18 protein-coding genes are annotated in these 24,175 nt (G+C 66.5%); 6 read left to right on the top strand and 12 right to left on the bottom strand.

Annotated features, from left to right (window positions below):
• Positions 1-100: 100 nt before the first annotated feature.
• The 5 genes from FHY19_RS20660 to FHY19_RS20640 all read right to left on the bottom strand — a co-directional run bounded on the left by FHY19_RS20660 (position 101) and on the right by FHY19_RS20640 (position 5,570).
• Positions 101-1,030 (bottom strand): DUF6607 family protein, encoded by a 930-nt coding sequence (locus tag FHY19_RS20660; protein WP_259168246.1) that lies wholly within the window; start codon positions 1,028-1,030, stop codon positions 101-103.
• A 29-nt stretch (positions 1,031-1,059) separates the two neighbouring features.
• Positions 1,060-1,692, bottom strand: coding sequence for a Hemin transport protein (locus FHY19_RS20655; RefSeq protein ID WP_259168243.1), 633 nt, complete (start codon positions 1,690-1,692; stop codon positions 1,060-1,062).
• Positions 1,693-1,697: 5 nt separating this feature from the next.
• The gene (locus FHY19_RS20650; protein ID WP_259168241.1) at positions 1,698-3,929 is read right to left on the bottom strand and encodes a TonB-dependent hemoglobin/transferrin/lactoferrin family receptor; all 2,232 of its coding nucleotides are present in this window, start codon (positions 3,927-3,929) and stop codon (positions 1,698-1,700) included.
• A gap of 155 nt (positions 3,930-4,084) precedes the next feature.
• Entirely contained in the window at positions 4,085-4,324 is a 240-nt protein-coding gene (locus FHY19_RS20645) for a hemin uptake protein HemP (RefSeq protein WP_259155955.1), read from the bottom strand.
• Between the two features lie 262 nt (positions 4,325-4,586).
• Positions 4,587-5,570 (bottom strand): aldo/keto reductase, encoded by a 984-nt coding sequence (locus FHY19_RS20640; RefSeq protein ID WP_259155956.1) that lies wholly within the window; start codon positions 5,568-5,570, stop codon positions 4,587-4,589.
• A 153-nt stretch (positions 5,571-5,723) separates the two neighbouring features.
• On the opposite strand from FHY19_RS20640, the gene FHY19_RS20635 reads away from it, so the two are divergent.
• The 4 genes from FHY19_RS20635 to dusB all read left to right on the top strand — a co-directional run bounded on the left by FHY19_RS20635 (position 5,724) and on the right by dusB (position 9,887).
• Positions 5,724-7,022: a nucleoside transporter C-terminal domain-containing protein gene (locus FHY19_RS20635; RefSeq protein ID WP_259154444.1), complete on the top strand. Its 1,299-nt coding sequence runs from the start codon at positions 5,724-5,726 to the stop codon at positions 7,020-7,022.
• Positions 7,023-7,102: 80 nt separating this feature from the next.
• The gene (locus FHY19_RS20630) at positions 7,103-8,056 is read left to right on the top strand and encodes a ribokinase (RefSeq protein ID WP_259168239.1); all 954 of its coding nucleotides are present in this window, start codon (positions 7,103-7,105) and stop codon (positions 8,054-8,056) included.
• 99 nt (positions 8,057-8,155) lie between these two features.
• The gene (locus FHY19_RS20625) at positions 8,156-8,758 is read left to right on the top strand and encodes a DUF4893 domain-containing protein (protein WP_259168238.1); all 603 of its coding nucleotides are present in this window, start codon (positions 8,156-8,158) and stop codon (positions 8,756-8,758) included.
• Between the two features lie 130 nt (positions 8,759-8,888).
• Positions 8,889-9,887 carry a tRNA dihydrouridine synthase DusB gene (dusB, locus tag FHY19_RS20620; RefSeq protein ID WP_259168236.1) on the top strand — a complete coding sequence of 333 codons (999 nt, stop codon included), beginning with the start codon at positions 8,889-8,891 and terminating at the stop codon, positions 9,885-9,887.
• Between the two features lie 204 nt (positions 9,888-10,091).
• Here the strand turns inward: dusB and FHY19_RS20615 are convergent, their stop codons facing one another.
• Positions 10,092-11,180, bottom strand: a complete 1,089-nt coding sequence (locus FHY19_RS20615) for a metal-dependent hydrolase (RefSeq protein ID WP_259168235.1) — start codon at positions 11,178-11,180, stop codon at positions 10,092-10,094.
• Positions 11,181-11,655: 475 nt separating this feature from the next.
• On the opposite strand from FHY19_RS20615, the gene FHY19_RS20610 reads away from it, so the two are divergent.
• Positions 11,656-12,141: an OsmC family protein gene (locus tag FHY19_RS20610; protein WP_259154454.1), complete on the top strand. Its 486-nt coding sequence runs from the start codon at positions 11,656-11,658 to the stop codon at positions 12,139-12,141.
• A gap of 358 nt (positions 12,142-12,499) precedes the next feature.
• Positions 12,500-13,711, top strand: a complete 1,212-nt coding sequence (gene metK, locus FHY19_RS20605) for a methionine adenosyltransferase (protein WP_259168233.1) — start codon at positions 12,500-12,502, stop codon at positions 13,709-13,711.
• A 418-nt stretch (positions 13,712-14,129) separates the two neighbouring features.
• Here metK and FHY19_RS20600 read toward each other — a convergent pair whose 3' ends face one another.
• The 6 genes from FHY19_RS20600 to FHY19_RS20575 all read right to left on the bottom strand — a co-directional run bounded on the left by FHY19_RS20600 (position 14,130) and on the right by FHY19_RS20575 (position 24,135).
• Positions 14,130-15,626, bottom strand: coding sequence for a histidine-type phosphatase (locus FHY19_RS20600; protein WP_259168231.1), 1,497 nt, complete (start codon positions 15,624-15,626; stop codon positions 14,130-14,132).
• Positions 15,616-18,384, bottom strand: coding sequence for a TonB-dependent receptor (locus FHY19_RS20595; RefSeq protein ID WP_259168229.1), 2,769 nt, complete (start codon positions 18,382-18,384; stop codon positions 15,616-15,618). The genes FHY19_RS20600 and FHY19_RS20595 overlap by 11 nt, the downstream gene beginning before the upstream one ends.
• Before the next feature lie 561 nt (positions 18,385-18,945).
• On the bottom strand, positions 18,946-20,211 hold the full coding sequence (locus FHY19_RS20590) for an OmpA family protein (protein ID WP_259168228.1): 1,266 nt from the start codon (positions 20,209-20,211) through the stop codon (positions 18,946-18,948).
• 293 nt (positions 20,212-20,504) lie between these two features.
• Positions 20,505-22,526, bottom strand: coding sequence for an alpha/beta hydrolase (locus tag FHY19_RS20585; protein WP_259168411.1), 2,022 nt, complete (start codon positions 22,524-22,526; stop codon positions 20,505-20,507).
• A 2-nt stretch (positions 22,527-22,528) separates the two neighbouring features.
• Complete coding sequence (locus FHY19_RS20580; RefSeq protein ID WP_259168226.1) at positions 22,529-23,566, bottom strand: DUF4105 domain-containing protein; 1,038 nt, start codon at positions 23,564-23,566, stop codon at positions 22,529-22,531.
• Positions 23,563-24,135, bottom strand: coding sequence for a TetR/AcrR family transcriptional regulator (locus FHY19_RS20575; protein WP_259154478.1), 573 nt, complete (start codon positions 24,133-24,135; stop codon positions 23,563-23,565). The genes FHY19_RS20580 and FHY19_RS20575 overlap by 4 nt, the downstream gene beginning before the upstream one ends.
• Between the last annotated feature and the right edge of the window lie 40 nt (positions 24,136-24,175).

Raw genomic sequence — 24,175 nt, 5'->3', positions numbered from 1 at the left:
GGACTAGGCAATTCCCTGTAGGAGCGCGCTGGCGCGCGATGGGGCGTTATCGGTAAGGCCTCATCGCGCGCAAGCGCGCTCCTACACATCAGCGATGTGTTTAATCTGCGCGCTCCACCCACTGCGCAAACACCGCGTCTATCTGCGCGTCCTTGACCCGCTTGCCCTTCTGCACGGTCTCGGCCTGTTCGAACATCGGCATGATCATCGCCATGCCGTCGGGCTTGGTTTTCAGATGCAGGCCTGGCGGCGTGTCCAGGAATGCGGCCCAGCGCGTACGTACCTTGGCCCAATAGCCTTGCGTGCCTTTCCAGTAGGCATAAGCCGGGGCGAAGTCGACCTCGGTGGTCTTGCGGTAATCGTTGAAGCCGAACTCGCGCGCGATGGCCTGCTGGCTGCCATCGGGCTTGCGCAACACCTTGGTGTTGAACTGTTCGTGGGTCCAGCCATTGGGTGTGAGCGTGTGGCGATTGATGACCGACAGCGCGTTGTAGTCGCTGCGCTTGGTGTATTCGCGGCGGGGCAAGGGACGCCAGCTCAAGTCGCTGGTCCAGGTCGGGTGACCGTCGGCGTAGTCCCAGCGTCCGGTGCCGCAATAGCGCGGCGCATCGCTTACCTCGAAGACGCACTGGGTCCAGGCACCGGCAGTCACCGCCGCCGGCACTGCGCGCACCTGCCAGGTCTGTTCGGAGCTGAATTCGAAGCGCTGCGGCGCTTCGTAGACCCAGTCCTGCCGCCAATGTTTGGTCACATGCTTGGTCTTTTCATCCACCAGCAGGTGCTGCAGCACGATCTTGCGTGGTGTGTCTTCCACCACGATCACCACCTCGTTGGCGCCGCTGCGCATCGCCGACGCGCGCTCGTAACCGGGCTTGAGCAACACGGTCTCGTCGAAGGCGAAATCCACAGCGTATTCGCCCTGCATCGCCAGGATGCTCTGGCGGTCGCGCTCGGGCTCTTCAGCCGCGGCGGCGACCGCCGGTAACAGGCTCAACATCACGGCAGGAAAATACGTAAACAATCGGCTCATCGGAACTCTCGGTCGTGGTCGTGGAAACGTCAGCGGCGCAGGCGCAGCAGCGACGTGGTCATGTCGGTGGGATCGGTACCGCGCGGGGCCGCCTGCGTGGCGCGCGCGGCGGCAGCGCGTGCGCAGCAGCAATCGTCCACGGCCACACGTCCGTCGATGCCTTCTTCGCGGGCCAGTCGTGCGGCAACCTCGGCGCCCAGCGCGGAAACGGTCGCAAGACTGGCGACCAGCGGCTGCTGGCGGTTGGCCGTGGACTGCAGGCGCAGCGCGCTCAACCGCCAGCTTTCACCGCGCATGCGTCCGGCCAGCCGGCGCCATAGGCGCTCGCCGACGCCCAGGCCGTGCGTTTCCGCCGGCAGTGGCGGCAAGCGCGAGACCAGGCGATCCCAACTCAAAAAATCGCTGTCCGGCAACAGGCACAGGCGCCAGCAGCATTGGCCGTCGGCACCGAAGAACCAGATGCTTTCGCGCACGCCATCGCTGTCCACCTGGCGCGAGGCGGCCGCATCGACCGCGTGCCGCCAGCCATCGAGTTCAGTGCCCAGCGCCGGACGATACAAGCACAGCACCGTACCCAGCGCCGACAGCTGCGCTGCGCGCGGCAACGCTGCGCGGTCGGCACGTGCACCCGAGGACAACGGCAGTGTGCGGGCGATGGGCATGGCCGCTACCAGCTCACCGCCAGGCTGACCGAGGCCGTGCGTCCGGCGCCGGTGAAGCGATCCAGCACCGTGCTGCTGGCCAGCGTGCCGTTGGGCAGCGCGTTCCAGTCCACATAGCGGCGGTCGGCGAGATTGAAGATGCCGGCGGTGACCTTGCCGCCGGGCGCGAACTCCCAATGCCCCATCAGATCCAGCGTGGCGTAGCCGGCCGGGGTGTAGTAACTGTCCAGCTGCGGGCGACGCTTGCGTGCGACAAAGGTGCCGATCAGTTCCGCACCCCAGCCATCGCTGTCGAAGGCCACGCCCAGCGTGCCGCGCAATGGGTCGACCGAATTCAGCGGCGTATCGTCGGTGAGGTTGTCGCCTTCCGAATAGGCCACCGCGCTGCTCAACGACCAGCCCTGCCAGCCGGCCAGCGCGCCAAGATTCAGCCCGCCACGCGCTTCGGCGCCCTTGATCACCACATCGTCGACATTGCGCGACTGGAACAGCATCAAGCCTTCCGCATTGACGCCGGCCGGTGCGTAGGATTCGATGAAGTTGCGGTAGTCGGTGTAGTACACGCTCACGCCCAGATAGCCCACGGCATCGTTGAAGCGCAGCCCCAGCTCGCCGCCGCGACTGGTTTCCGATTTCAGATCCGGGTTGGCGATGGCGGTGTAGCGCGCCTGCAGATTGGTGAAGCCGATATTGACGTCGTTGTACGGCGGCGCGCGGAAGCCGTGCGCGTAGTTGGCATACGCCGACCAGGCTTGCGAGAACCGCCACACCGCGCCGAATTTGGGCGACACCTGGGTCTGGTCGATGGTTTCGACCGCCACACCCGGGTTGTCTTCGCGGAAGATGTCGTCCACCTGCGGCGACAGCCGGAAATAATCCACGCGCACGCCTGGCGTCAGCGACAGCCTGCCATCCAACAAGCCGATCTCGTCCTGCGCATACACCCCGAGCTTGGTGGTTTCGCTCTTCGGGAAATCGCGCACCGGAAACACGTCCTGCCCCACACGATTGGTGATCGCGCCATTGGCCAGGTTGACAGAGTAGCCATCGCGCTTGGCGTGGGTGTCGGTCCAGGTGCCGTCCAGGCCATAGGTGATGTCGTGATTGAGCGTGCCGGTGTCGATGGACTTGTGCGCGTTGACCAGCAAGCCATAGACGCGCTGATCGAAGTTGTGTTCGTTATGACGGCGCGTGTTGTTGCCGCGCAATTCGTCGGTGCGTTGCAGGCTTTCGCTGTCCTGGCGATAGAGCTGCCATTGCAGGTCGTCGGCCAGCGCCGCGTCCAGTGCGTCCAGCTCATGCCGCAGCGACACCCGCGCACGGGTCTGATGATCGCGGCCGTCCTGCGACAGGATGCGCAACGATGGCGTTGTCACGCGCGGGTCGATGCCGGTCAACGCCTCGATGCTGCCGTAGTCTTCGTTGCCCTCCACGGTAAGCTTGAAGCGCTGCTGCGCGCTCGGCGCGTACACCAGCTTGGTCAGCACGCTGCGGCCATCGATACGCTGCGGGTTGGCCGCGGTGCGGGTGAAATCGCGACTGCGGTTGTCGCCCTGGTTCTGCGCTTCCTGGCCCTGGCGATGCGCCACGGCCACCATGCCGCTCCAGCGCTCGCCGCCGAATGCCGCAGTGGCACCGGCAAACAAGCCGTTCCAGTCGCCTTCGTAGCCGAACTTCAGGCCGACATAGCTGCGCTTGTCGGCGCTCAGGTAATCGGCAGGGTCCTTGGTGACGAAAGCCACCACGCCACCCAGCGCATCGGAGCCATACAGCGAGCTGGCCGGCCCACGCACGACCTCCACTCGCTTGAGCGTTTCAAGATCGACGAAATTTCGGTTGGCATTGAGATAGCTGCCGAACGCGAAGGTGTCCGACACCGGTACGTTATCCACCAGGATCGCGACGCGGTTGCCGTCCAGCCCGCGGATGCGGATGCCGCTGGCGCCGGCAAAGCGGCCGCTGTTGCTGGTCACCGACACGCCGGGCGTGTAGCGGAACAGATCCCTGAGTTCGCGTACCAGTTGGTTGTCCAGTTGTTCGCGGTCGATGACGTCCACCGTGCCCGGCACGTCGATCAATGCACGCTGGGTGCGCGTGGCGGTGACCTGCATACGATCGAAGTCGTGTACCTCACGCGCAGCATCGCCGCCAGCGTCTGATTCGGCAGCGTGGGCAAACAACGGAACAGCAGGCAGCGCAAGCGACAGCGCGACCACCAGCGGATGCAGGCGAATCATCGGGAACCTTTGAGGGGAAGTTCCCGGCAGCACCTGCTGCAGACAAGGCCGACACCGGCCGCCGGGGAAAGAGCGTGGGAAGCGCGGACGGCGGCGGCAACGCCCGCGACAGACGACCCGAGCCCCGCGCCAATGCGCGGGTCGGAGGGTGGAACTTACTTGGTCAGGATGAGCTTGTCGTTGCTGGTATGGCGCAGGCGGTAGACGCGGTCGCCGTGCTGGATCAGCACTTCGCGACGGCCCTTGAGCAGCGCCTCGCTGCTGATCAGGTCTTCGGCAGGAACGACACGTGGGACGGCGCGGTCGCGCAGGTTGACCGGTTCGGAGCGGAGCAGCACGGGATGAGCGGTCATGGTCTGGATCTCCAGTCGGTTGGCTAGACAAATAATAACCATTCTCATTTAATGATCAAGAGCCATTCTCATCTTCGCGACGCGAGCTTTGCATGGGTTTAACTATTTCGATTCACTAAACCTATCGAAAAAGTCCCTGTGGGGATTTCCGCAATGCAGTGGACAAACCGGGGGACCGCCGCGAGAGACGGCAGCGCCATGTAGGGAATCGGACCGGCGTGCACCGGCCAGTTGCGGCGTCTCGTTGCGTACAAGCGCCCGCCAAACCCGCGCAGCCACCCGTGCCCACCGCACTCGGCTGCCCTCAGCGGGTCGCGTCCTCCACCCGTGCCCAACCGGCGGCATCGACCTTGGTCAAGGTCTCCAGGGCGCCGAGATTTTCTTCCAGCTGCGCCACGCGGCTCGCACCCAGAATCACCGTGGACACGTGCGGGTTGCGCAGGCACCAGGCGATGGCCAGCCGGGCCGGCGACTGCCCGAGCTCGGCAGCCACTGCGCAGAACGCGCGGGCCCGTTCGAGACGGCGCGACTCCTGGGTGCCCAGCACTTCGTCCTGCAGCCAGTGATTATCCGGTTGGCCGAGGCGGCTATCGGCGTCTACACCGGCGTTGTACTTGCCGGTCAGCAGGCCCGACGCCAGCGGCGACCAGATGGTGGTACCGAGCCCGCCCTCGCACAGGGGCGCGTATTCGCGCTCCAGCCGGTCGCGGTGCAACAGGTTGTACTGCGGTTGCTCCATCGAAGGAGCGTGCAGGTGCTCCTGCCCGGCGATGGCGATGGCCGTCCGCAACTGCTCGGCGCTCCATTCGGAGGTGCCCCAGTACAGCACCTTGCCCTGGCGGATCAGCGCGTCCATCGCACGCACGGTTTCCAGGATCGGCGTGTCCGGGTCGGGCCGGTGGCAGAGATACAGATCCAGATAGTCCACGCGCAGGCGCTTGAGCGCCGCATGGCAGGCGTCGGTGACATGCTTGCGCGAGAGCCCGCGCTGGGTCGGGCGCGGGCTGTCCACCGCACCGAAGAACACCTTGCTCGACACGCAGTAGCCATCGCGCGGCAGGCGCAGGTCGGCGATCACATCGCCCATCACCTCTTCGGCGCGGCCGCGTGCGTAGACCTCGGCGTTGTCGAAGAAATTGATGCCGTTGTCCCAGGCTGCGGCAATCAGGTTGCGCGCTTCGCCGCGCCCGATCTGCTTGCCGAAGGTCACCCAGGCCCCGAACGACAAGGCCGACAATTGCAGCCCGGTGGAACCCAGACGACGGTAAAGCATGGCGATCTCCTGCAACCTCCAGGGCACCTGCCCCGGACCGGCTTGCGCAGTTTACCGAGCTGGAGGCCTGCGCAAGCCTGCGACGGCCTTCTGAATGCCGTTCGCCTTGCCCGCCGACACCCCCTGCTCTAGGCTTCCCGTTTTGCCGTTGGCAGCCCGGGGATTGGAATGGTCGAAGGTTTGGGAAGGATCGGTTTCGGCCTGTTCGGTCTGGCGGTGCTCATCGGCATCACCTGGCTGTTTTCGACCAACCGCCGCGCGATCGACTGGAAGCTGGTCGCCACCGGCCTGTTGCTGCAGATCTCGTTCGCCTCGCTGGTGCTGCTGGTACCGGGCGGGCGCGACGTGTTCGATTCGCTGGGCAAGGGCTTTGTGAAGGTGCTGAGCTTCGTCAATGAAGGCTCCACCTTCATTTTCGGCAGCCTGATGAACATCGAAAGCTACGGCTTCATCTTTGCGTTTCAGGTGCTGCCCACCATCATCTTCTTCTCTGCGCTGATGGGCGTGCTGTACCACCTGGGCGTGATGCAACTGGTGGTGCGCGCGATGGCCTGGGCGATCACCAAGGTGATGCGCGTGTCCGGCGCGGAAACCACCAGCGTGTGCGCCAGCGTCTTCATCGGCCAGACCGAGGCGCCGCTGACGGTGCGCCCGTACATCCCCAAGATGACCCAGTCCGAGCTGCTGACGATGATGATCGGCGGCATGGCGCATATCGCCGGCGGCGTGCTGGCTGCGTATGTGGGCATGCTCGGCGGCAGCGACCCTGCGCAGCAGGCGTTCTACGCCAAGCATCTGCTGGCCGCCAGCATCATGGCCGCACCTGCCACGCTGGTGGTGGCCAAGCTGCTGGTACCGGAGACCGGCACGCCGTTGACCCGCGGCACGGTCAAGATGGAAGTGGAAAAGACCACCAGCAACATCATCGATGCGGCCGCGGCCGGTGCCGGCGATGGCCTGCGCCTGGCGCTGAACATCGGCGCGATGCTGCTGGCCTTCATCGCGCTGATCGCCTTGATCAACGCCCCGCTGACCTGGCTGGGCGAAGTGACCGGCGCGGCAGCGGCGCTGGGCCGGCCGACCAACCTGTCGACGATCTTCGGCTACGTGCTGGCACCGGTGGCGTGGGTGATCGGCACGCCGTGGGCGGACGCGACAACGGTGGGTTCGCTGATCGGCCAGAAGGTGGTGATCAACGAATTCGTCGCCTACACCGAGCTGTCGCAGATCGTGAAGGGCCAGGTCGCCGGCGTGAGCCTGAGCGAAGAAGGCCGCCTGATCGCCACCTATGCCCTGTGCGGCTTTGCCAACTTCAGCTCGATCGCGATCCAGATCGGCGGCATCGGCGGGCTGGCGCCGGAACGTCGTCACGATCTGGCCAAGTTCGGCCTGCGTGCGGTGCTCGGCGGTTCGATCGCCACCTTCATGACCGCTACCATTGCCGGCGTGCTCTCGCACTTCGGTTGAGGCGGCGCGGGTTCATCGGTGTCGCGGTCTAATCGCCGGACGCCACGTTTCATTCAAGTCATTCAAGCAAGCAGGTATTTATGAGTTCGGTCGTCGTTGTCGGGTCTTTCAATGTCGATCACGTGTGGCGCTGCGATGTGCTGCCTGCGCCGGGTGCCACCATCGCCGGCCGCTACAGCACCGGCCCGGGTGGCAAGGGATTCAATCAGGCGGTCGCGGCCGCACGTGCCGGCGCCAAGACGCACTTCCTGTGCGCGCTGGGCGACGATGCCGGCGGCGCGCTGGCGCGCTCGCTGGCCGCGCACGACGGTTTTGCGCTGATCGCCGAGCCGAGCAATGAACCGACCGGCACCGGCGGCATCTATGTCGACGGCCACGGCCGCAACACCATCGTGATCGGTGCCGGCGCCAACTCGGTGCTGAGCACCGGTTTCGTCGAGAACCAGCGCGCGCTGGTTGCCTCGGCCCGCGTGCTGCTGGCACAGCTGGAATCGCCGGCCGAAACCATCGAGTCGGCACTGACCCTGGCGCACGAATGCGGCGTACTGACCGTGCTCAACGCCGCACCAGCCAACGCACCGACCTCGATCGGCCTGCTCAAGCTGTCGGATGTGCTGACCCCGAACGAAACCGAGTTCGCCGCCCTGCTCGGCCGCCACGTCGGCGAGCGCATCAATGCCGACGATGTGGCCGCACTGGATGGCAATACGCTGCATTCGCTATGCCGCAAGCTGCTGCCGGGCGGCACCGTCGTGGTGACGCTGGGCTCGGTAGGCGCCTTCATTTCGCATGCCGACGAGCAGTTGCGCGGCGATAGTGCGGCGCATTACCGCGTGGGCGCAGAAAGCGCGCAGACGGTGGACACCACCGGTGCCGGCGACGCCTTCAACGGCGCGCTGGTGGCCTCGCTGGCGCAGTCGCCGGGCGCGAGCTTCATCACCCATGTCCGCTTTGCCACCCGCTACGCCGCCCGCTCCACCGAAGTGGAAGGCGCCGCGGCATCGATGCCACGGCTGCTGCCGGACGCCGGCTAACCGCCTGCGCCGATGGCGACATCGGCTGGCATTCACTCGGGCCACCGCACTTCACCGCCCGTCGCCGTGACGGGCCTGCATCACGACAAGGAGTTCTCGATGCGTCATTTTTCCCTGATCCGGTTCGTTTCGCTGTGCGCCTGGCTTGTCCCGCTGTCGGCCGCTGCGCAGCGTTGCGACTGGAACGGCACTGCCAGCGATGCCGACCGCGCTGCGGTAACCGTGTCTGCGGACAGCCTGCAACAGGCGATCGCAGCGCATTACGACGATACCGACCAGGAAGACGGCGCCGCGCTGGCGCGCACGCTGCTGCAGCGCGCTGGGTCGCCGCAGGTGCCAGGCAAGCTGGACGGCCGCTGGCAGGTGCGCTCGATCCAGGTCGACCAGCGGTTCGCCTATGCCTACCCCTATTTCAAGGCCGAGATCAGCCGCGATGCCTGCGGCTATCGCTTCCGCAAGGTCAGCGGCTCGCAGCGTCGCAGCGGCACGCTGTATCCACTGGCCAAGGACAGCCGCGAGTTTGCCTTCCTCGGTGCCAGCACGGTCAACGACGAACCGGAAGGCCGCTACGCGCCCGGCAACATCTCCGACGGCACCAACGGCAACAGCGTCGGCCGGCTGGTCGCTCTGGGGCCGGACGAACTGCTGCTGATCCTGGACGGTGGCGCCAAGGGTTTCGAGCTGTACCAGCTGATCCGCTGACCTGCCGATCCCGGGCCCGGTCGCGTCGGTGCGATCCGGCCGGCGCGTGCTGGCCTGCTCCAGCACCGGTCCGCGCTTGTGTGGCGGCGCCCGAGTTGGCAGCAGCAGCAACCCCAGCGACAATGCGCGCATGCAGATCGGCCCTTACACCATTGCCCCCAAGGTGATTCTCGCCCCGATGGCGGGCGTCACCGACAAGCCGTTCCGGCTGCTGTGCAAGCGGCTGGGCGCCGGGCTGGCGGTATCGGAGATGACCATCTCCGATCCGCGTTTCTGGGGCACGCGCAAATCGCTGCACCGCATGGACCATGCCGGCGAGCCGGATCCGATCAGCGTGCAGATTGCCGGCACCGAGCCGCAGCAGCTGGCCGAGGCGGCGCGCTACAACGTGGACCATGGCGCGCAGCTGATCGATATCAACATGGGCTGCCCGGCCAAGAAGGTCTGCAATGCCTGGGCCGGCTCGGCGTTGATGCGCGACGAGGAACTGGTGGCGCGGATCTTGCGCGCGGTGGTGCAGGCAGTGGATGTGCCAGTGACCCTGAAGATCCGCACCGGCTGGGACTGCGACCACCGCAACGGCCCGGTCATCGCGCGCATCGCGCAGGATTGCGGCATCGCTGCGATGGCGGTGCATGGGCGTACCCGCGACCAGCATTACACCGGCACTGCCGAGTACGCCACCATCGGCGAGATCAAGGCGGCGCTGCAGATCCCGGTGATCGCCAACGGCGACATCGATTCGCCGCAGAAGGCCGCGCAGGTGCTGCGCGCCACCGGTGTGGATGCGGTGATGATCGGGCGCGCGGCGCAGGGGCGGCCATGGATCTTTGGCGAAGTGGCGCATTACCTGGCCAGCGGCACGCTGTTGCCGCCACCGACGCTGGCCTTCGTGCGCGACACCCTGCTCGGTCATCTGGACGCGCTACATGCGTTCTACGGCCAACCGCAGGGCGTGCGCATCGCGCGCAAACACCTGGGCTGGTACGCGAAGGATCACCCGCAGAGCGCCGACTTCCGCGCCGTGGTCAATCGCGCCGAAACGCCCGAAGCGCAGCTGGCGCTGACCCGCGATTATTTCGACGCCTTGATTGCCGGCGTGGCACCACCGCTGCCGAACGCCGCCTGAGGCATCTGGACGGCACCCGAACACGCGCAGCTGCGCTGCGTGCTGGCATCCGCTGCGCACCATGGCCTGGCATGGCTCACGACACCTTGCAAGCAGCCGTCAGGCACGGCGCGCTGGGAACGCAAATGAAGTGCGCCTGGTGGATGCCGCACCGAGCACGGGCCGCGCCTAGCTGGCGGCGGCACGGTCGGATTGTTGGCGGCTCTAGTGTGTCGACGTTGCCGGCGTGTTGACCTGCTCGAGATCGCCGGTGAGCGCCGTGCCGGCTGGCGCATGCCAGATGCGGTGCCACATCTGCGCCAGCACTGCGCCGATCTGATCGCGGGCCACCGGCGCGCGATAGGCCGCCTGGACCTGACGCGGCACGATCGGCTGCCATTGCCCGCCGTCGCGGTGCGCGACGACGAAATTGAAGTTGTAGTCCGGCTCCAGGCCCATGCGCAGATCGCTGAGCATCAAGTCGTCATCGACCAGGCGTGCGCGCATGAAGCCGCGGTTGAACCAGGTCAGCCGACGCACCGAATCGAACGCGGCCACTTCGCCCAGCGCCTGGGTGTTGCTGGAAAAGCCGCGAAACTGCATCGGCCCGGTGTCGGCCACCAGCGAGCGCTCGCCGATCACATAGCCGCCGGGCGTCATCGCCACCACCCGCCATAGCAAGGTGTTGAGCGGCATCGGCACCGAGAAGCGCGGCGCATCGGCCAGCCCCATCGCTGCCAGCGCGCGGTCGGCTTCCTGATCGACCAGATGCTTGGCGATCAACGACCAGCCCAGATAGGCCGAACTTGCCACCAGCCCGATCACCAGCACGCGCTGGGCGAGTGGGCGCGCGCGCGCGAACCAGGCGATCGCGCAGGCCAGCAGCAGCCACAGCGTGTAGGCCGGGTCGATGATGAAAACGCTGGACCACATGGTCGGATGCGGCTGCAGCGGCCACCACAGCTGGGTGCCATACACGGTGAAGGCGTCCAGCAGCGGATGGGTGATCAAGGCCAGCTGGATCGCCCAGAACCAGCGCCTGGGGGCGCTGGCCACCCGTCCATTGCCGTAGCGCCGGAACAGCCACCAGATCAGCCAGCCCAGCAGCGGCAGCACGAACAGCGAGTGGCTGACGCTGCGGTGCACCGTCATCAGGGTGACCGGGTCGTCGGTCAGTGGCAGCAAGGCCAGTGAATCGAGGTCGGGCAAGGTGCCCAGTGCCGCGCCGGCGAGCAAGGCGGCACGCCGCTGTCCGGGCGGCGCGATGGCGGCAGCGATGGCACCGCCAAGAACGATCTGGGTGAGGGAATCCATCGCCCGATGCTAGCAGGCCCCACATGCACGGACGGGCATCGCCCCACGCGCTTTCAGTCGGCACACAGCTGCGCTGGCGCGGAGCTGCAGGGAAGATCCGCGCCAGGGCGACCAGCGGCGCATTGCAGCGGCCGGCACGCTGCGCGGGTGCAGCGGATAGTGAGGCGCAGGCGCAGCCTTGACGAGCGGTCGCCGTACGTGTGGAACGCTACGCACCTGTCGCGGCTCGGACACAAGAAGACTCGCGACCGGCTGCATGGCAACGCTGCGCAAGTGACCTTTTGTTGTTTGAAGCAAACCGGGAAAGCGCCGCCTCTGCGTCACGGCCGGCGCAACAGCAACCGATGCGAAAAGACCTGGCACGGATGTTTCACCGCTGGGAAGCGCCTACCCCGGTGGAGGCCTAGGCAGTGGAGTCCCTTGCCAGCCCGGTCTGAAGGACGCATGGTGTGCGCCCCAGGCAAGGAGTGCGGGAATGCCAGACCAACAGCACCAGTACAGCGTCAGGGTCACCTGGACCGGCAACCAGGGCAGCGGCACCTCGGGATATCGCGCCTATAGCCGTGACCACCGTATCGAGGCGGAGGGCAAGGCCAGCGTGATCGACGGCTCATCAGATCCAGGCTTCCGCGGCGACCCGGCACGCTGGAACCCCGAAGACCTGTTGGTCGCCTCGCTGTCGGCCTGTCACAAGCTCTGGTACCTGGGATTGTGCGCCAATGCCGGCATTATCGTGCAGGCCTACGAGGACAACGCCGAAGGCGCCATGCTGGAACAGGCCGATGGCGCCGGGCAGTTCACCTCGGTGGTGCTGCGCCCGCTGGTGACCCTGGCACCGGGCAGCGACCTCGAGCAAGCCAGAGCGCTGCACCACACCGCGCATGAAAAGTGCTTCATCGCCCGCTCGATGAATTTCCCGGTCAGCCACGAGCCCCGGCTGCAACTGGCCGAATCGAACTGAACGGCGGGTTGCTCGAGGCTGTGGCAAGTCCTGTCGTGGGTAGAAGCCCAACGCCGACCACAGCGTTTGCAGCTCGACCCGAGTGTCGGCCAGGTGCTGGAGCAACTCAGGCAGTGGCAGACGGCCCCATTGCACGCCGCGCCTTGGCAGGTACGGCGCTGGGCTGTGGGGATCGGCCCGCCTCGCTCACGCATGGCCGCCTTTGGCGCGATGCGGACACCTCATTGCCGGCTGCCGGAGCGCCTTGTCGGTCGCGCTTAACCCCACGGCATCGCGTTCAGGCGCACAATGCAACCGACACACGGGGCGTGTATCATCCGCACCCATCTTTTCATCCGAATTAAGGGATATAAGCCTGATGTCCAGCTACCTGTTCACCTCCGAATCGGTCTCCGAAGGCCATCCGGACAAGATCGCCGACCAGATCTCCGACGCCGTGCTGGATGCCATCCTGGCCCAGGACAAGCGTGCCCGCGTGGCGTGCGAGACCATGGTCAAGACCGGTGTGGCGATCGTTGCCGGCGAAGTGACCACCAGCGCCTGGATCGACCTGGAAGCCCTCACCCGCAAGGTGATCCTGGACATCGGCTATAACAGCTCCGACGTCGGCTTCGACGGCGAGACCTGTGGCGTGCTCAACCTGATCGGCAAGCAGTCGCCGGACATCAACCAGGGCGTGGACCGCAAGAAGCCCGAAGAACAGGGCGCCGGCGACCAGGGCCTGATGTTCGGCTATGCCACCAACGAGACCGACAGCTTCATGCCGGCGGCGATCCACCTGTCGCACCGCCTGGTCGAGCAGCAGGCGAAGATCCGCAAGAAGAAGAACTCGGCGCTGTCCTGGCTGCGTCCGGACGCCAAGTCGCAGGTCACCCTGCGCTATGAAGACGGCGTGGCGACCGCGATCGACGCGGTGGTGCTGTCGACCCAGCACGACCCGGGCATCAAGCAGAAGGACCTGATCGAAGCGGTGCGCGAGGAAATCCTCAAGCCGGTGCTGCCGGCCAAGTGGCTGCACAAGGGCACCAAGTTCCACATCAACCCGACCGGCAAGTTCGTGATCGGCGGCCCGGTGGGCGATTGCGGCCTGACCGGCCGCAAGATCATCGTCGACACCTACGGCGGCTGGGCCCGTCACGGCGGCGGCGCGTTCTCCGGCAAGGATCCGTCCAAGGTCGACCGTTCGGCCGCCTATGCCGCGCGCTATGTGGCCAAGAACGTCGTGGCCGCCGGCCTGGCCGACCGTTGCGAAGTGCAGGTTTCCTACGCCATCGGCGTGGCCGAGCCGACCTCGATTTCGGTCACCACCTTCGGCACCGGCAAGATCGCCGACGAGCAGATCGAAAAGCTGATCCGCAAGCATTTCGACCTGCGTCCGTTCGGCATCATCCAGATGCTCGACCTGATCCACCCGATGTACCAGCAGACTGCGTCTTACGGCCACTTCGGCCGCAAGCCGAAGGACTTCACCTACACCGACGGTGCCGGCACGCAGCATTCCGCTACCTCGTTCTCGTGGGAAAAGACCGACCGCGCCGACGCCCTGCGCGCCGATGCAAAGCTGAAGTAAGCACGCCGCTCCTGCAGGAGCGAGCGCGATGCACAACGACCGGGCCGCTGATGCGGCCCGGTTTCGTTTTGAGGTCTGTCGGTGGGTTGCCCAACTCCAGGAAGTGGCAAGTTACGAAGGCTTCGGCTTACGGCGGACCCACACGCGGATGGGCGTGACGAAATAGAGCCCCTCTCCCCGCAGGAGAGGGGTTGGGGTGAGGGTACGGGCGAAGCCGCTCACCTGCCGAATAGCACGTGGCTGCGCACGTACCCTCATCAGCCCCTACGGGGCACCTTCTCCCGCCTTGCGGGAGAAGGGACAACGACGCCAACCGCTGCTCAAGCCCCTCTCCTGCGGGATAGGGGTTGGGGTGAGGGTGCGGGGCGAAGCCACACGCCATGCAGACCACCGCAGGACAGCTGTCGCGATCGCGAAACTACCGATCGAGCTGCAATTGCTGTTCGAGCGCCGTAGCAAAGTCCGCCAATGGGCAGGCCATGCGTTGCTCCGGAGCGCACAAGCCCAGTGACAGCTCCTGCTGCAGCGGCGGATGGGCAAGATCCAGTGGTGCCAGCGTGCGCAGTTGATCCAGCGATTGCGCCAGGTAGAGGGCGCGCACAACCTTCGTGCCGTCTGGCTCGCGCCACAAGCCGAGCACCAACGCGCCACCCGGCGGCGGGTCATCGGCGCCGTAGCCGGGTAAGTGGAAATGCACGCCCAGCAGCCCGCTCAATGCAGCGATGTGCGTATCGCTGCCGACAAACAACGAGACCTTCGGCGCCTGCGCATCGCCGAACCGCTGCAGCACCTCGCGTGCCAGCGGCGCGCCGGAGCGCTGCGCCATGTAGTGCGGGCGCGCGTAGATATCGAACAACAGCGCGTGCAGGCGCGAGACCTGCGCCAGTCGTTCGGGTGTGGCGCGGCCCCAGCCGACCTGCGACAGCGGCAGGCCGTCGGCGTACTGCAGCAACAGCACTTCGCCGGTGCCGGAGGTCAGATCGATCGGCCCGCCCAAGGCCAGTCCACGCCCATTGGCCGATGGCGCCAACGTCGAGGGCATGCGCGCAAAGTCGCAAGGCGTGCGCGTGCAACCCAGGATCTGCTGCATCGCCTGCAACTCGTCCGCATGGCCTTGCAGCACTGCGGCAGGGCCACCGGTCTGCCGCTGGATCGATGCCACTGCGGCTGCCGCATCGAACGCCACCACGCCCGCCTCGATCGGCCGGAACAGCGGGTCGTTACTGCCCGCCTCGCGGTGCCCGGCGACGATGCCGCAGCCCGGCGCCAGTGCGTCGGCCAGCAAGGCACCGCTGTCGATGGTGCGCTGATCGGTATTGGCCCAGACCGACACGCTCCCCGGTGCCGGGCATCCGGTGCGCGGCAGCAGCGCCTGCTGGGCCAACCACTGACGCAGATACTCGCCGCTCAATCGCACTGCCTTGCGGCCGCGCGGAGTGAGCAGGCTGGCCGGGGTGGACCACTGCGGCCAGGCTTGGTCGGCGTAGCGCGCGGCAGCCGCCTCGCCCTGCAGCGGCGCACGCACACCGTGGCGGAACACCACCACTACGCGCTCCAGCTGCTCGGTTTGCCGGTCTGCGCCGCCAGCGTCGTCGTGGCGATCGTTCGCACGACCATGCGATGCGCTGCGCGAGGGCGATGCACAGCCGCCCAACAGCGCGGCAAGCGCCATCAGCCGGCAGGCAGCGGCGATCGCAGGCGCGATTCCGCGCCGCCGCACTGGCGCCGCGCGCCGCGGAGGCGACGCGATCCCCATCGCATCGCCTCCGGCCCCTTTGCATCGCCCAGACTGCGGCGGCTCCCCACCGCCAGCGAACGTCCCGCACTGCGATACGCCCTGCTCCGCAGCCTTGCGGTTGCGCTGCTGCACACCTGCCGACACGCCCCACCCTGCACAATCCGACTCAGAACACATATTTGGCGGTCACCAGGCTGGTCATGCCCGAATCGACGATGTCGGAAATGGCCGTGGTGTCGTGCCCCACATGCGCCCAATAGCTGTGCTGCCTGGTGAGATTGGCAACCGACAGATCCACACGCAGGTGATCGCCCGGCGCATAGCCCAGATGCAGATCGACGCGGGTGATCGGCTTGATCCACAGGTTGTCCCAGCGCGCGCCCTGGTTGAGATAGTCGTAGACCGACACGTATTCGCCGGAATAGTGGTAGCTCAGGTTGATCGACCACGGCCCCTTTTCGTAGAACACTTCCGCGTTGGCGAGCAGGTTCGGTGCATTCTGGATGCGTTCGTGCGCAAAGCCTGCTTCGCCCAGATCCACGCGTGTGGTCTGGCGGGTGACATTGGCGCCGATGCCGACGCCATCCAGCGGCGCAGGCAAGCCCTGGAAGGTCTGCCGCACGGCGGCCTCCAGGCCCAGCACGCGGCCGTCGCCACCATTTTGCGGACGCACGAAGCGGGTGCTGGCGGTGCCGCTCTGCCCGGCGTTGGCCGCCTCCGATCCACTCTCGTAGATGTAGTCGGTCAGGCGCTTGTAATAACCGGCCAGCATCGCGTGGCCGCCAGCGTCGTTCTGCCATTCGCCCGACAGATCCACGTTGAGCGACTTGATCGGTTTCAGATCCGGATTGCCTTCGGTGATGATGGTCTGGCCATCGCTGGAAATATCCGTGGAGCGGCCACCTCCCAGTTGCACGAATGCCGGGCGCGTGTAGCTGGTCCACACCGAGCCGCGATACACCGCGCTGTCGCCGGCGGGCCGGTAGTTCACGAAGACGCTCGGCAGGACCACGTTGTAACGGGTGCGATTGTTGGCGAATGCACCGACCTGCTCGGCCCCGTTGACTGCCGCCGGCTGTGCCCAGAAGGTGTTGGTGATGGCGGTATGTTCCAGGCGCACGCCCGGCAGGATTTCCCAATCGCCGCTATGCAATGTCGCCATCGCATAGGCAGCGCTGACCGCTTCGGTGGCGCGCATGGTATTGCAGTTGAGGTTATTGATCGCCAGTTTTCCGCAGCTGTCGAAACTGGCTGGCGTCAGCGTGCGTGCGATCAGGTCGTTGAGCGCGGCATTGCTCAGCCGCACCGTGGGCAGTGCGTATTGCCCCGGATAGACCGCGTCGTAGCGCTGCGCGATCAGCCCGGTGTCGCGCAGCAAGGTACCGTCGGTGTACTTGGCATTGGTCCAGTCGCGATCGGTGAAGCTGCGCGAGCTGTCGACATACTTCACGCCGAACGCGACGCGGCTGAGCAGGCCGTCATCGAAATCGTAGCCCACATCGAATTTGCCGCCGCCCTTGTCCTGGCCGCTGTACTGCCTGGAAAGCTGCCCGGTACGTCGCGCGAACAGGCTGCCCACATCGGAGGCCTGTGCCTGCATCGCAGGAGTCAGCAGCGGGATGGGAAAGCCGTCGCCGTCGTAACTGATGAAGCGGTTCGCGCCGTAGGCGAAGTTGCTCGAGGTGTATTGATCGTTGCGCGCGGAAATTTCCACGTGGTCCGGGCGGTCGTTGTTGCCGGTGCCGTAAAAGAGGTTCGGCGCAAACGTCCAATGGCCGAGCTGTTTTTCCGCACCGAACTGGAGGGTGGCAAGGTCGGCCTGCTCGGGATTGGTTTCGTACCAGTAGCGCACTGCGATGCGATTGATCTGCGGCTGGTACACGCCACTGCTGCCGATCTGGGTGAAGCTGACATTGGCCGGCACGAACTGCGTGTAGCCGGTGTTCTGCTCGGTCTTGGCGAAGGCGTAGGTCATGCGCGCATAGAGATGCAGACTGGGGTCCACACGCCAATCGAACGCCGCATTGCCGCCGTAGCGGCGGGTGTCGCCTTGCGAATACCCGATGTTGACACCAGTGCTCTGCAGCACCTGTTGCGGGTCGCTGCCTGCAGCCAGATTGCCGCCGGCATCGGCGCGCGCAAACTCCCACGAACCATCGTTGCGCGCGGCCGACGCGCCGGCCATTTCGCTGTTCACGAAATGGCGTTCGTCGTAATACGCGCTGACCGCCACGCCGAGCTGCCCGGTGTCGCCAAAGCGTGCATGCCAATCGCCGGCTGCGCCGCTTCCCAGCCCGGAATCGCCGTAATCGCGCGCACGACTCTCCATGCGTCCGCTCAAGGTCACGCTGCCGCCCTGGCGATCGGGCGAATCGAAGGCGCTGGGCGTGCGGTAGTCGATGGTGCCGCCGATCGCATCGCCATCCATATCGGCGGTGGACGTCTTGTTCAACACGATGGTCTGCAGGCCCGAGGGCGGCAGCAGGCTCAATTGCACGCCACGGCTGTACGGCATGCCCTGCGCGACGTTGAGGCCGTTGATCAGGTTGACGTTGTACTCGGCATTGAGGCCGCGCACCGACGAAAACATGCCTTCGCCGCGCGCGGCGCCATCGATGCCGCCGAAGTACGATTGCCCGGTATTGATGACATTGACGCCCGGCATCAGCCCCAATGCTTCGGCCACGTTGTGCACGGCGGTGGTCTTGAGGTCGTCGGCCGACAACACGTTGACGGTGTTGGTCGCTGCCATCTGCATGTCGGTCGCGTTGTAACGGGTGGCGGCGACGGTGACCTTGTCCAAGGTCGCCATCTCGCCTTGCGCAGGCGTTGCTGCGGCAGACTGCGCGGCTGCATGGCCGCACACGATCGACAACGACACGCACAAGGCCTGCGACAGGCGCGAAGGACGCGACAACGTACAACGAACGATCATGATCAAATCCGATGCGTGCGGCAACGCGCCATGGACTAATGCCACGGCGGCGCCACGGTGATGTGTGGGAGAGCGACGCGGCCTGCAGCGGCGGACCTGCGTCACACCTGCAAGCAGGCGCCGCGCATGGTGGTGACGGCATATTTCAATGCCGTGACGCGAGCTGCCGACATGACAAATGCGCGCAGCGAGCGCGCAAGTCGGCATAGTCGCTGGCGTATGGAAGCGCGGATCGCTGCCGGCATGCGCATACGGCCGCTTGCGCGGGTGCGCACGCATCTTCGCAGAGCGCGACACGACCACGCATGACGCGGTGGCGTCATGGTTCCAGCCGTGTGTCTCGCAGCAAAGCGGCCCCTTCTGCGAAGAAGATGCCCACAGCGCGCTTGAAGGTCCGACGTACGCGACGACGCGTCATGACCCATCGCGACCATCGGATTGATCGCGAGGCGACAACCCGCTCGCGACAGCGCCCAAAGCCTGCGTCAGCGTGATCGAGATCTGTGCCGACGCAACACGCAGCTGCAGCCGATCGCGCTCACCCCATCCTGCGTATCCCACTCATGTGCGCAGGAAGATCTCGACGCGGCGATTGAGTCGACGACCGCCCGGATTGTCCTGGCCGTTGACCGTGTTGGGCGCCACCGGTTGCGATTCGCCATAGCCTTTTGCGCCGGCGGCCTGTGCGGCGCCGCGTGTGCGCAATGCGGCCAGCACCGCGTTGGCGCGGCGCTCGGACAGGGACTGGTTGTAGGCGTCGTCGCCCTTTGCATCGGTGTGCCCGCGCACTTCCAGCTGCTTGGTGGTCACCTTGCCCAGCGCGGCAGCCAGCGTGTCGAGGACGCGTGCGGCATCGGTGCGGATGTCGGACTTGTCGAAGTCGAACAGGATGCGGTCGTTCAAGCTGATCAGATAGCCGCAAGGCGCCCCGGGCGGAGCGAACTTCTGCAATGGCGGGAAGCGGCCGGCCGGCGGTACCTTCGGCAGCGGCGGCATGCGCACTTCGCGCGGCGGGGTGCCGACCGTGCCGGTCCCGTCGCCGCGGTTCTGCACCAGGCCATCCGGCCCGTTCCAGGTGCCGGAACCATCGGCATTGACGGTGACCAACCCGCGCGGCCCATTCCAGGTGCCGCTGCCATCGCCGTGATTGTCGATCAGGCCGCTCTTGTCGCTGTTCCAGGTGCCTGCGCCCTTGCCGTTCAAACTGATCAAGCCGGCCGGGCCGTTGTAGGTGCCGCCACCGTTGGATTGCACGTCGATGAGGGCATCGTCGCCGCCCTGCCCGGATGCGTTGATGGTGCCGCTGCCATCGGCGTTGACGTTGACCAGGCCGCCCTCGAAGTTGGCGGTGCCGCTGCCGTCGGCCTTGAGGTTGAACAGGCCGTCGCCGCCGTTGCGCAGCAGGTTGCCGTCGGCGTCGACGCTGGTGATGCCGGCATCGTTGATCAACACGCCGCCATCGCCGCAGCGCGCAGGTGCGACGCTGACGCCTTCGATCGGGTCGAGGATGTCCTGCAGCGAAGCTTCCAGCGCGCGTTGGGCCGGGGTCACGCCGACGATCTCGGGGATGACGATGGTGGGGATGGCCGGAAATTCCGGCACGGTTTCATCCGCTGCTGGGGACGCATCCGGCGCGCCGTTGGCCTGCGCCGCCTGCGCTGCTGCGGGCGCTGGATCGGCAGCCGCCGCTGCATCCTTCGCACCTTCGCCACGTCCGCAACCGACCAGCAACAGCGGGACCCACAGCACTGCCGACAGCTTGCGCATCGCCTCTTCCTTGTTCGAGCCTGTACGAGAGCTGCCTGATAGCACGCGCACGGTAAACAAGGCGCTAAGGCCAGTCCGGATGCTTGCCGACGGCACTGCCGGCGCTAACGGCAACGTGCTTGCAGATGACGGCTGCGCGTCGAGAAACAGACCGATCGAGCAGGGGTACGGCAGCGTTGCACGCAGCAACACGAGGATGCCGTCAGCGGGCAACCTGCTGGATGCAAGGCGAGCCGCACCCCTCATGCGCGCGGCGCGGCCGTCACCAGGCGCGGCGTGCGCATGCGCATGCCAGCTCCGCCGCGCTTTCCGGCAATCGTCCTCGGCATCGAGCGATCGCGCGGGCCGCAGCCTCACAACATCGCGGGCGTCGCCGCAGCCGCGGGCGCGGCACCCTGCGCAGGTGCCTGCCCGGCCTCGGCCTGCAATTGCGCATGCAGGATGCGGCGGATCTCCAGGATCGCCTGCGGGGTTTCCTGCACGCTGTGCCAGGAGGTCACCACCAGCTCGGAGGCGGCACCGTCCAGATGCGCGCTGCGATACGGCACCAGGCCGTCGTCGGAATCGGCCAGCGGCACCTGCGGTTTTTCGCGGCCGACGATGGTGTGGTACCGCACCTGCGGCGAGATCGGCAGATCCATCGTGGCGCGCACGAACGGGTCGGTATCGCGCAGGTTGTCGATGCTGGTGGGCGGCAGCAGGCGCCCCTTGCGCCGGTAGTCACCGCCGTGCCCCTCGCGCTCGCTGTTGGCGAGATCCTGCAGCACGTCGCCGAAGCGATCCAGCAAGGCCACCGGCAGCCGCACCAGGTGGCCGACGAAGCGCCCGAGCCCACCTTCGGCCAGTGGCGTGCCGCGGTGCGGTGCGGCGATGAAGATGGCGCGGTCGATTTGCGGCATTGGCGAAAAATGCAGCAACGGCGACAACGTCGCACGCACCCGTGCGCCGCGCTCGCCGTCCAGCCGATAGTCCTGCAGCAGCGCGTTCCACAGCTGTTCGCCGGACGCAGACACCAGCAGGCGTCCGATCACCCCGCCCATGCTGTGGCCGATCAACACCATGTCCTGCGAGGCGATCGCCGTGCCGGATGGGTCGAAGTGGCGCAGGCTGCGCTCCACCAATGCCTGGATTTCCGCACGATTGACCGCAATCGGCGCATTGGTGGGGTAATACACTTGCCAGATCTGATACCGCTGACGCAGGGTTTCGTCGCCCATCACTTCATTGGCCACGTTGACCCAGGCTTCCGGGCTGCTGGCCAGCCCATGCAGCATCAGCAGCACGCGGCGGTTGGGGTCGTAGGGCTGCATCAGATACAGATGCGGGCGATCGATGCCGCGCGCGCTGCCCAGCATCGAGCGCAGCGATTGCGCGGCAAAGCCCGACTTGGCCAGCCACAGCCCGTAGGCGGCGGTGAAGTTGGCTGCCAGCGGTACACGCTGACCATGCAGCACCACCTCGTTCTGGCGATACGGGTCGTACGGCACCACGGTGACCACATCGGTCCGCAGCACCGCATCCAGGGTATCGCCATCGAAACGCAGCAGCAGCGTTGCCGGTGCGTACGGCATCTCGCTGAAGGTCGGTATCGGGCGCTGTGGCGGCGCACTTGCGGCGGCGGCTTGCTGCAGGGCCAGCCCGGCCGGGTCGCCGACCACCTGCGGGTCCACTTCGGCCACCAGTTCGGCACCGAAGCCATCGCGTCGATAGGTGCTGCGCAATCCATTGAAGCGTAGCGCCGAGGCGGCAAAGATCGCGCGCGGCGTGTTGCCGCCACCCGGCAGCCGATACGCGGACATGTCGATGGCCACCTGCCAGCGGCCCACCTGCGTCGGCGTAGGCGCCGTGTCGCCGGCCTGTTGCGCGCGCGCGAACAGCCGTTCGACCACCTGCTGCACGGCATAGTTGTAGTAGTCGCGCACCTGCGTCTGGCGGTTTTCGAACGCGCGCGCACTCGGCGCCCGCGCGGTGAAAAACAGATAGGCATAGGCATGCCGCGCGGCTTCCAGCCAGGCCTGCACTGCCGCGTCGCTCATCTGTGCCGGGTTGCGGCCGCTCAGGTCGATCGCGTGTGCCGTCCACAGCTCGGCTTGCGTGGCCAGGCGGCGCTCATCGCCGACGCCTGCCACCGTGGTGAGCTGCTGCGCGCACGGCAACGGCTGCTTGCGGCAGGCCTTGGGTTGCAGCCCGGCCACCTGCAAGGTCTCGCTGCCGGCCTGGCTGAGCGCACCGGTGCTGAGCACATCGCCACGCGTGCGCGCGATGTAGTCGCCGCTGTTGCGCGCTTGCACCGTGACCATCGCGCAGCCGCTCAGCCACGTGCAGGCGAGCAGCGCCGCCAAGACCACGGTGACGCGACGCGGATGCCCGAGCATCATCACCGTGATGCGCTCGTCGATGCGCCGGGCGCAGGCGCCTGCGGCATGCCGGCGCGGATGCGTTCGGAGAAGTCAGCCGCGGTGTCGGCGGCGATGGCACGCGCGGTGAAGTGCCCGCGCTGCTTCAAGGTCGCAAAGTCATAGCCCGGCATCAGGCCATGATGGTCGTACGCGTACTGATCGGCATAGCCGGACAGCAGCAAGCGGTGATCCAGCGGCAAGCTGGGCTGCAGCTGGCGCACCAGGGCATACACGATCGTGGTGCAGTTGCTGGTCAGCGTGTTGTAGAAGGCCGGCTTGCGATTCAAGTCGTTGGCCAGCGCCACGTAGCCCATGAACATGCGCCGCAGGCCCGCCCTGGGAATGGCCAGGCGATACAGGTACATGTCTTCGCCACGCACGTTGGTGCGCACGCGCAGGATGTCGCGCTCGTCGGCGGCCACCAGGGTTTCTTCGAAGCTGCGGAAGAAGCCGCCCACCGCAGAAAACGATTCGCCGCGTTCCTTGCGGATTTCCAGCGAGAACACCACGTGCGAGCCATCGTCGAAGCCGAACGACACCAGCGTGTGCGCAATCGCCGGGCCCATCCAGTACGACAGGGCCAGATCGGCGCTGACCAGGCGATCCAGATCGTACTGACGGGTCTCCCAGCGTGGGACGTAGTTGGTTTCGCTACGCCAATCGAAGTTGCGTACGTTGTGCAGGGTGACGATGTTGCCACGCACCTCCGGCTGCAGGCGCTGGGCGACATCGTCGGCCCAGTCGCGGTCCTGGCTGGGCTGCATCAACCCCCACGACACCGCCAGCGCCACGAACGCGGCACCGAAGATGCCCACCAGGGCCCAGTTCTCGCGGCCACGGCGCAAGCCCCATAGCGCGGCCAACGCCATCGCGCACCACGAGGCCACCCAACCGCCACGCACCAGGGCGTTGCCGGTGAGCGCGAAATAGATCGCCAGGCCGCCCCACAGCGCCGCCAGCACCAACAGCGCGCGCAGCGCCCAGCGGCCGATTACCGCGCGGGTGGCTGGTGTCATCGCGTGCCGCCTTGCGGCACCTGCATGCCCAGCGCGTGCATCAACAGGTCCGCCGAGCGATGCGCCAGGCGCTTGCGCTCCGCTTCGTCGTTACCGCGCAGGCAACTGCCCAGCATGTCGATCACCAGCAACAGTTGCTCGTCGTCGACATCGGCCCGGCACAGGCCGGCATCGCGGGCGCGGTGCACGAACGGCAAGAAGATCGCCACCACCCGCCGGTCGGCCGCTTCCACCGCCGGATTTGCGCGTTCCATCGAGCGCCAGAAATCCACCAGCGGCGCAGACTGGGCGATGTGCTCGGCCACGTCGTGCAGCAGCACGGCCAGGCCGTCCGCCCGGTCGGCCAGATCGGCGGCCAGCCGCTCCAGGCCATCCAGACCACGCGCCATCAGCGCGGTCATCAACGCCACCCGATCCGGAAAATTGCGGTACAGGGTGGCGCGGCCGAGGCCGGCACGTTCCACCACCAGTTCCAACGGGGCATTGACGCCGTGTTCGCTGAACACTTCGTCGGCGGCATCGAGAATCTGCCGGCGGCGTAGCGCGGCATCGGGGCGGGGAGTCGTCATGTCGGCATTATCGGACAGATTTGTCCGCTAATGCCAGAGT

Origin of the sequence: Xanthomonas sp. 4461, assembly GCF_024806475.1 — a bacterium.
Taxonomy (GTDB): domain Bacteria; phylum Pseudomonadota; class Gammaproteobacteria; order Xanthomonadales; family Xanthomonadaceae; genus Xanthomonas; species Xanthomonas arboricola_F.
Note: the sequence above shows the minus strand (reverse complement) of the source record. Positions and strands in the feature narration are given on the sequence as shown.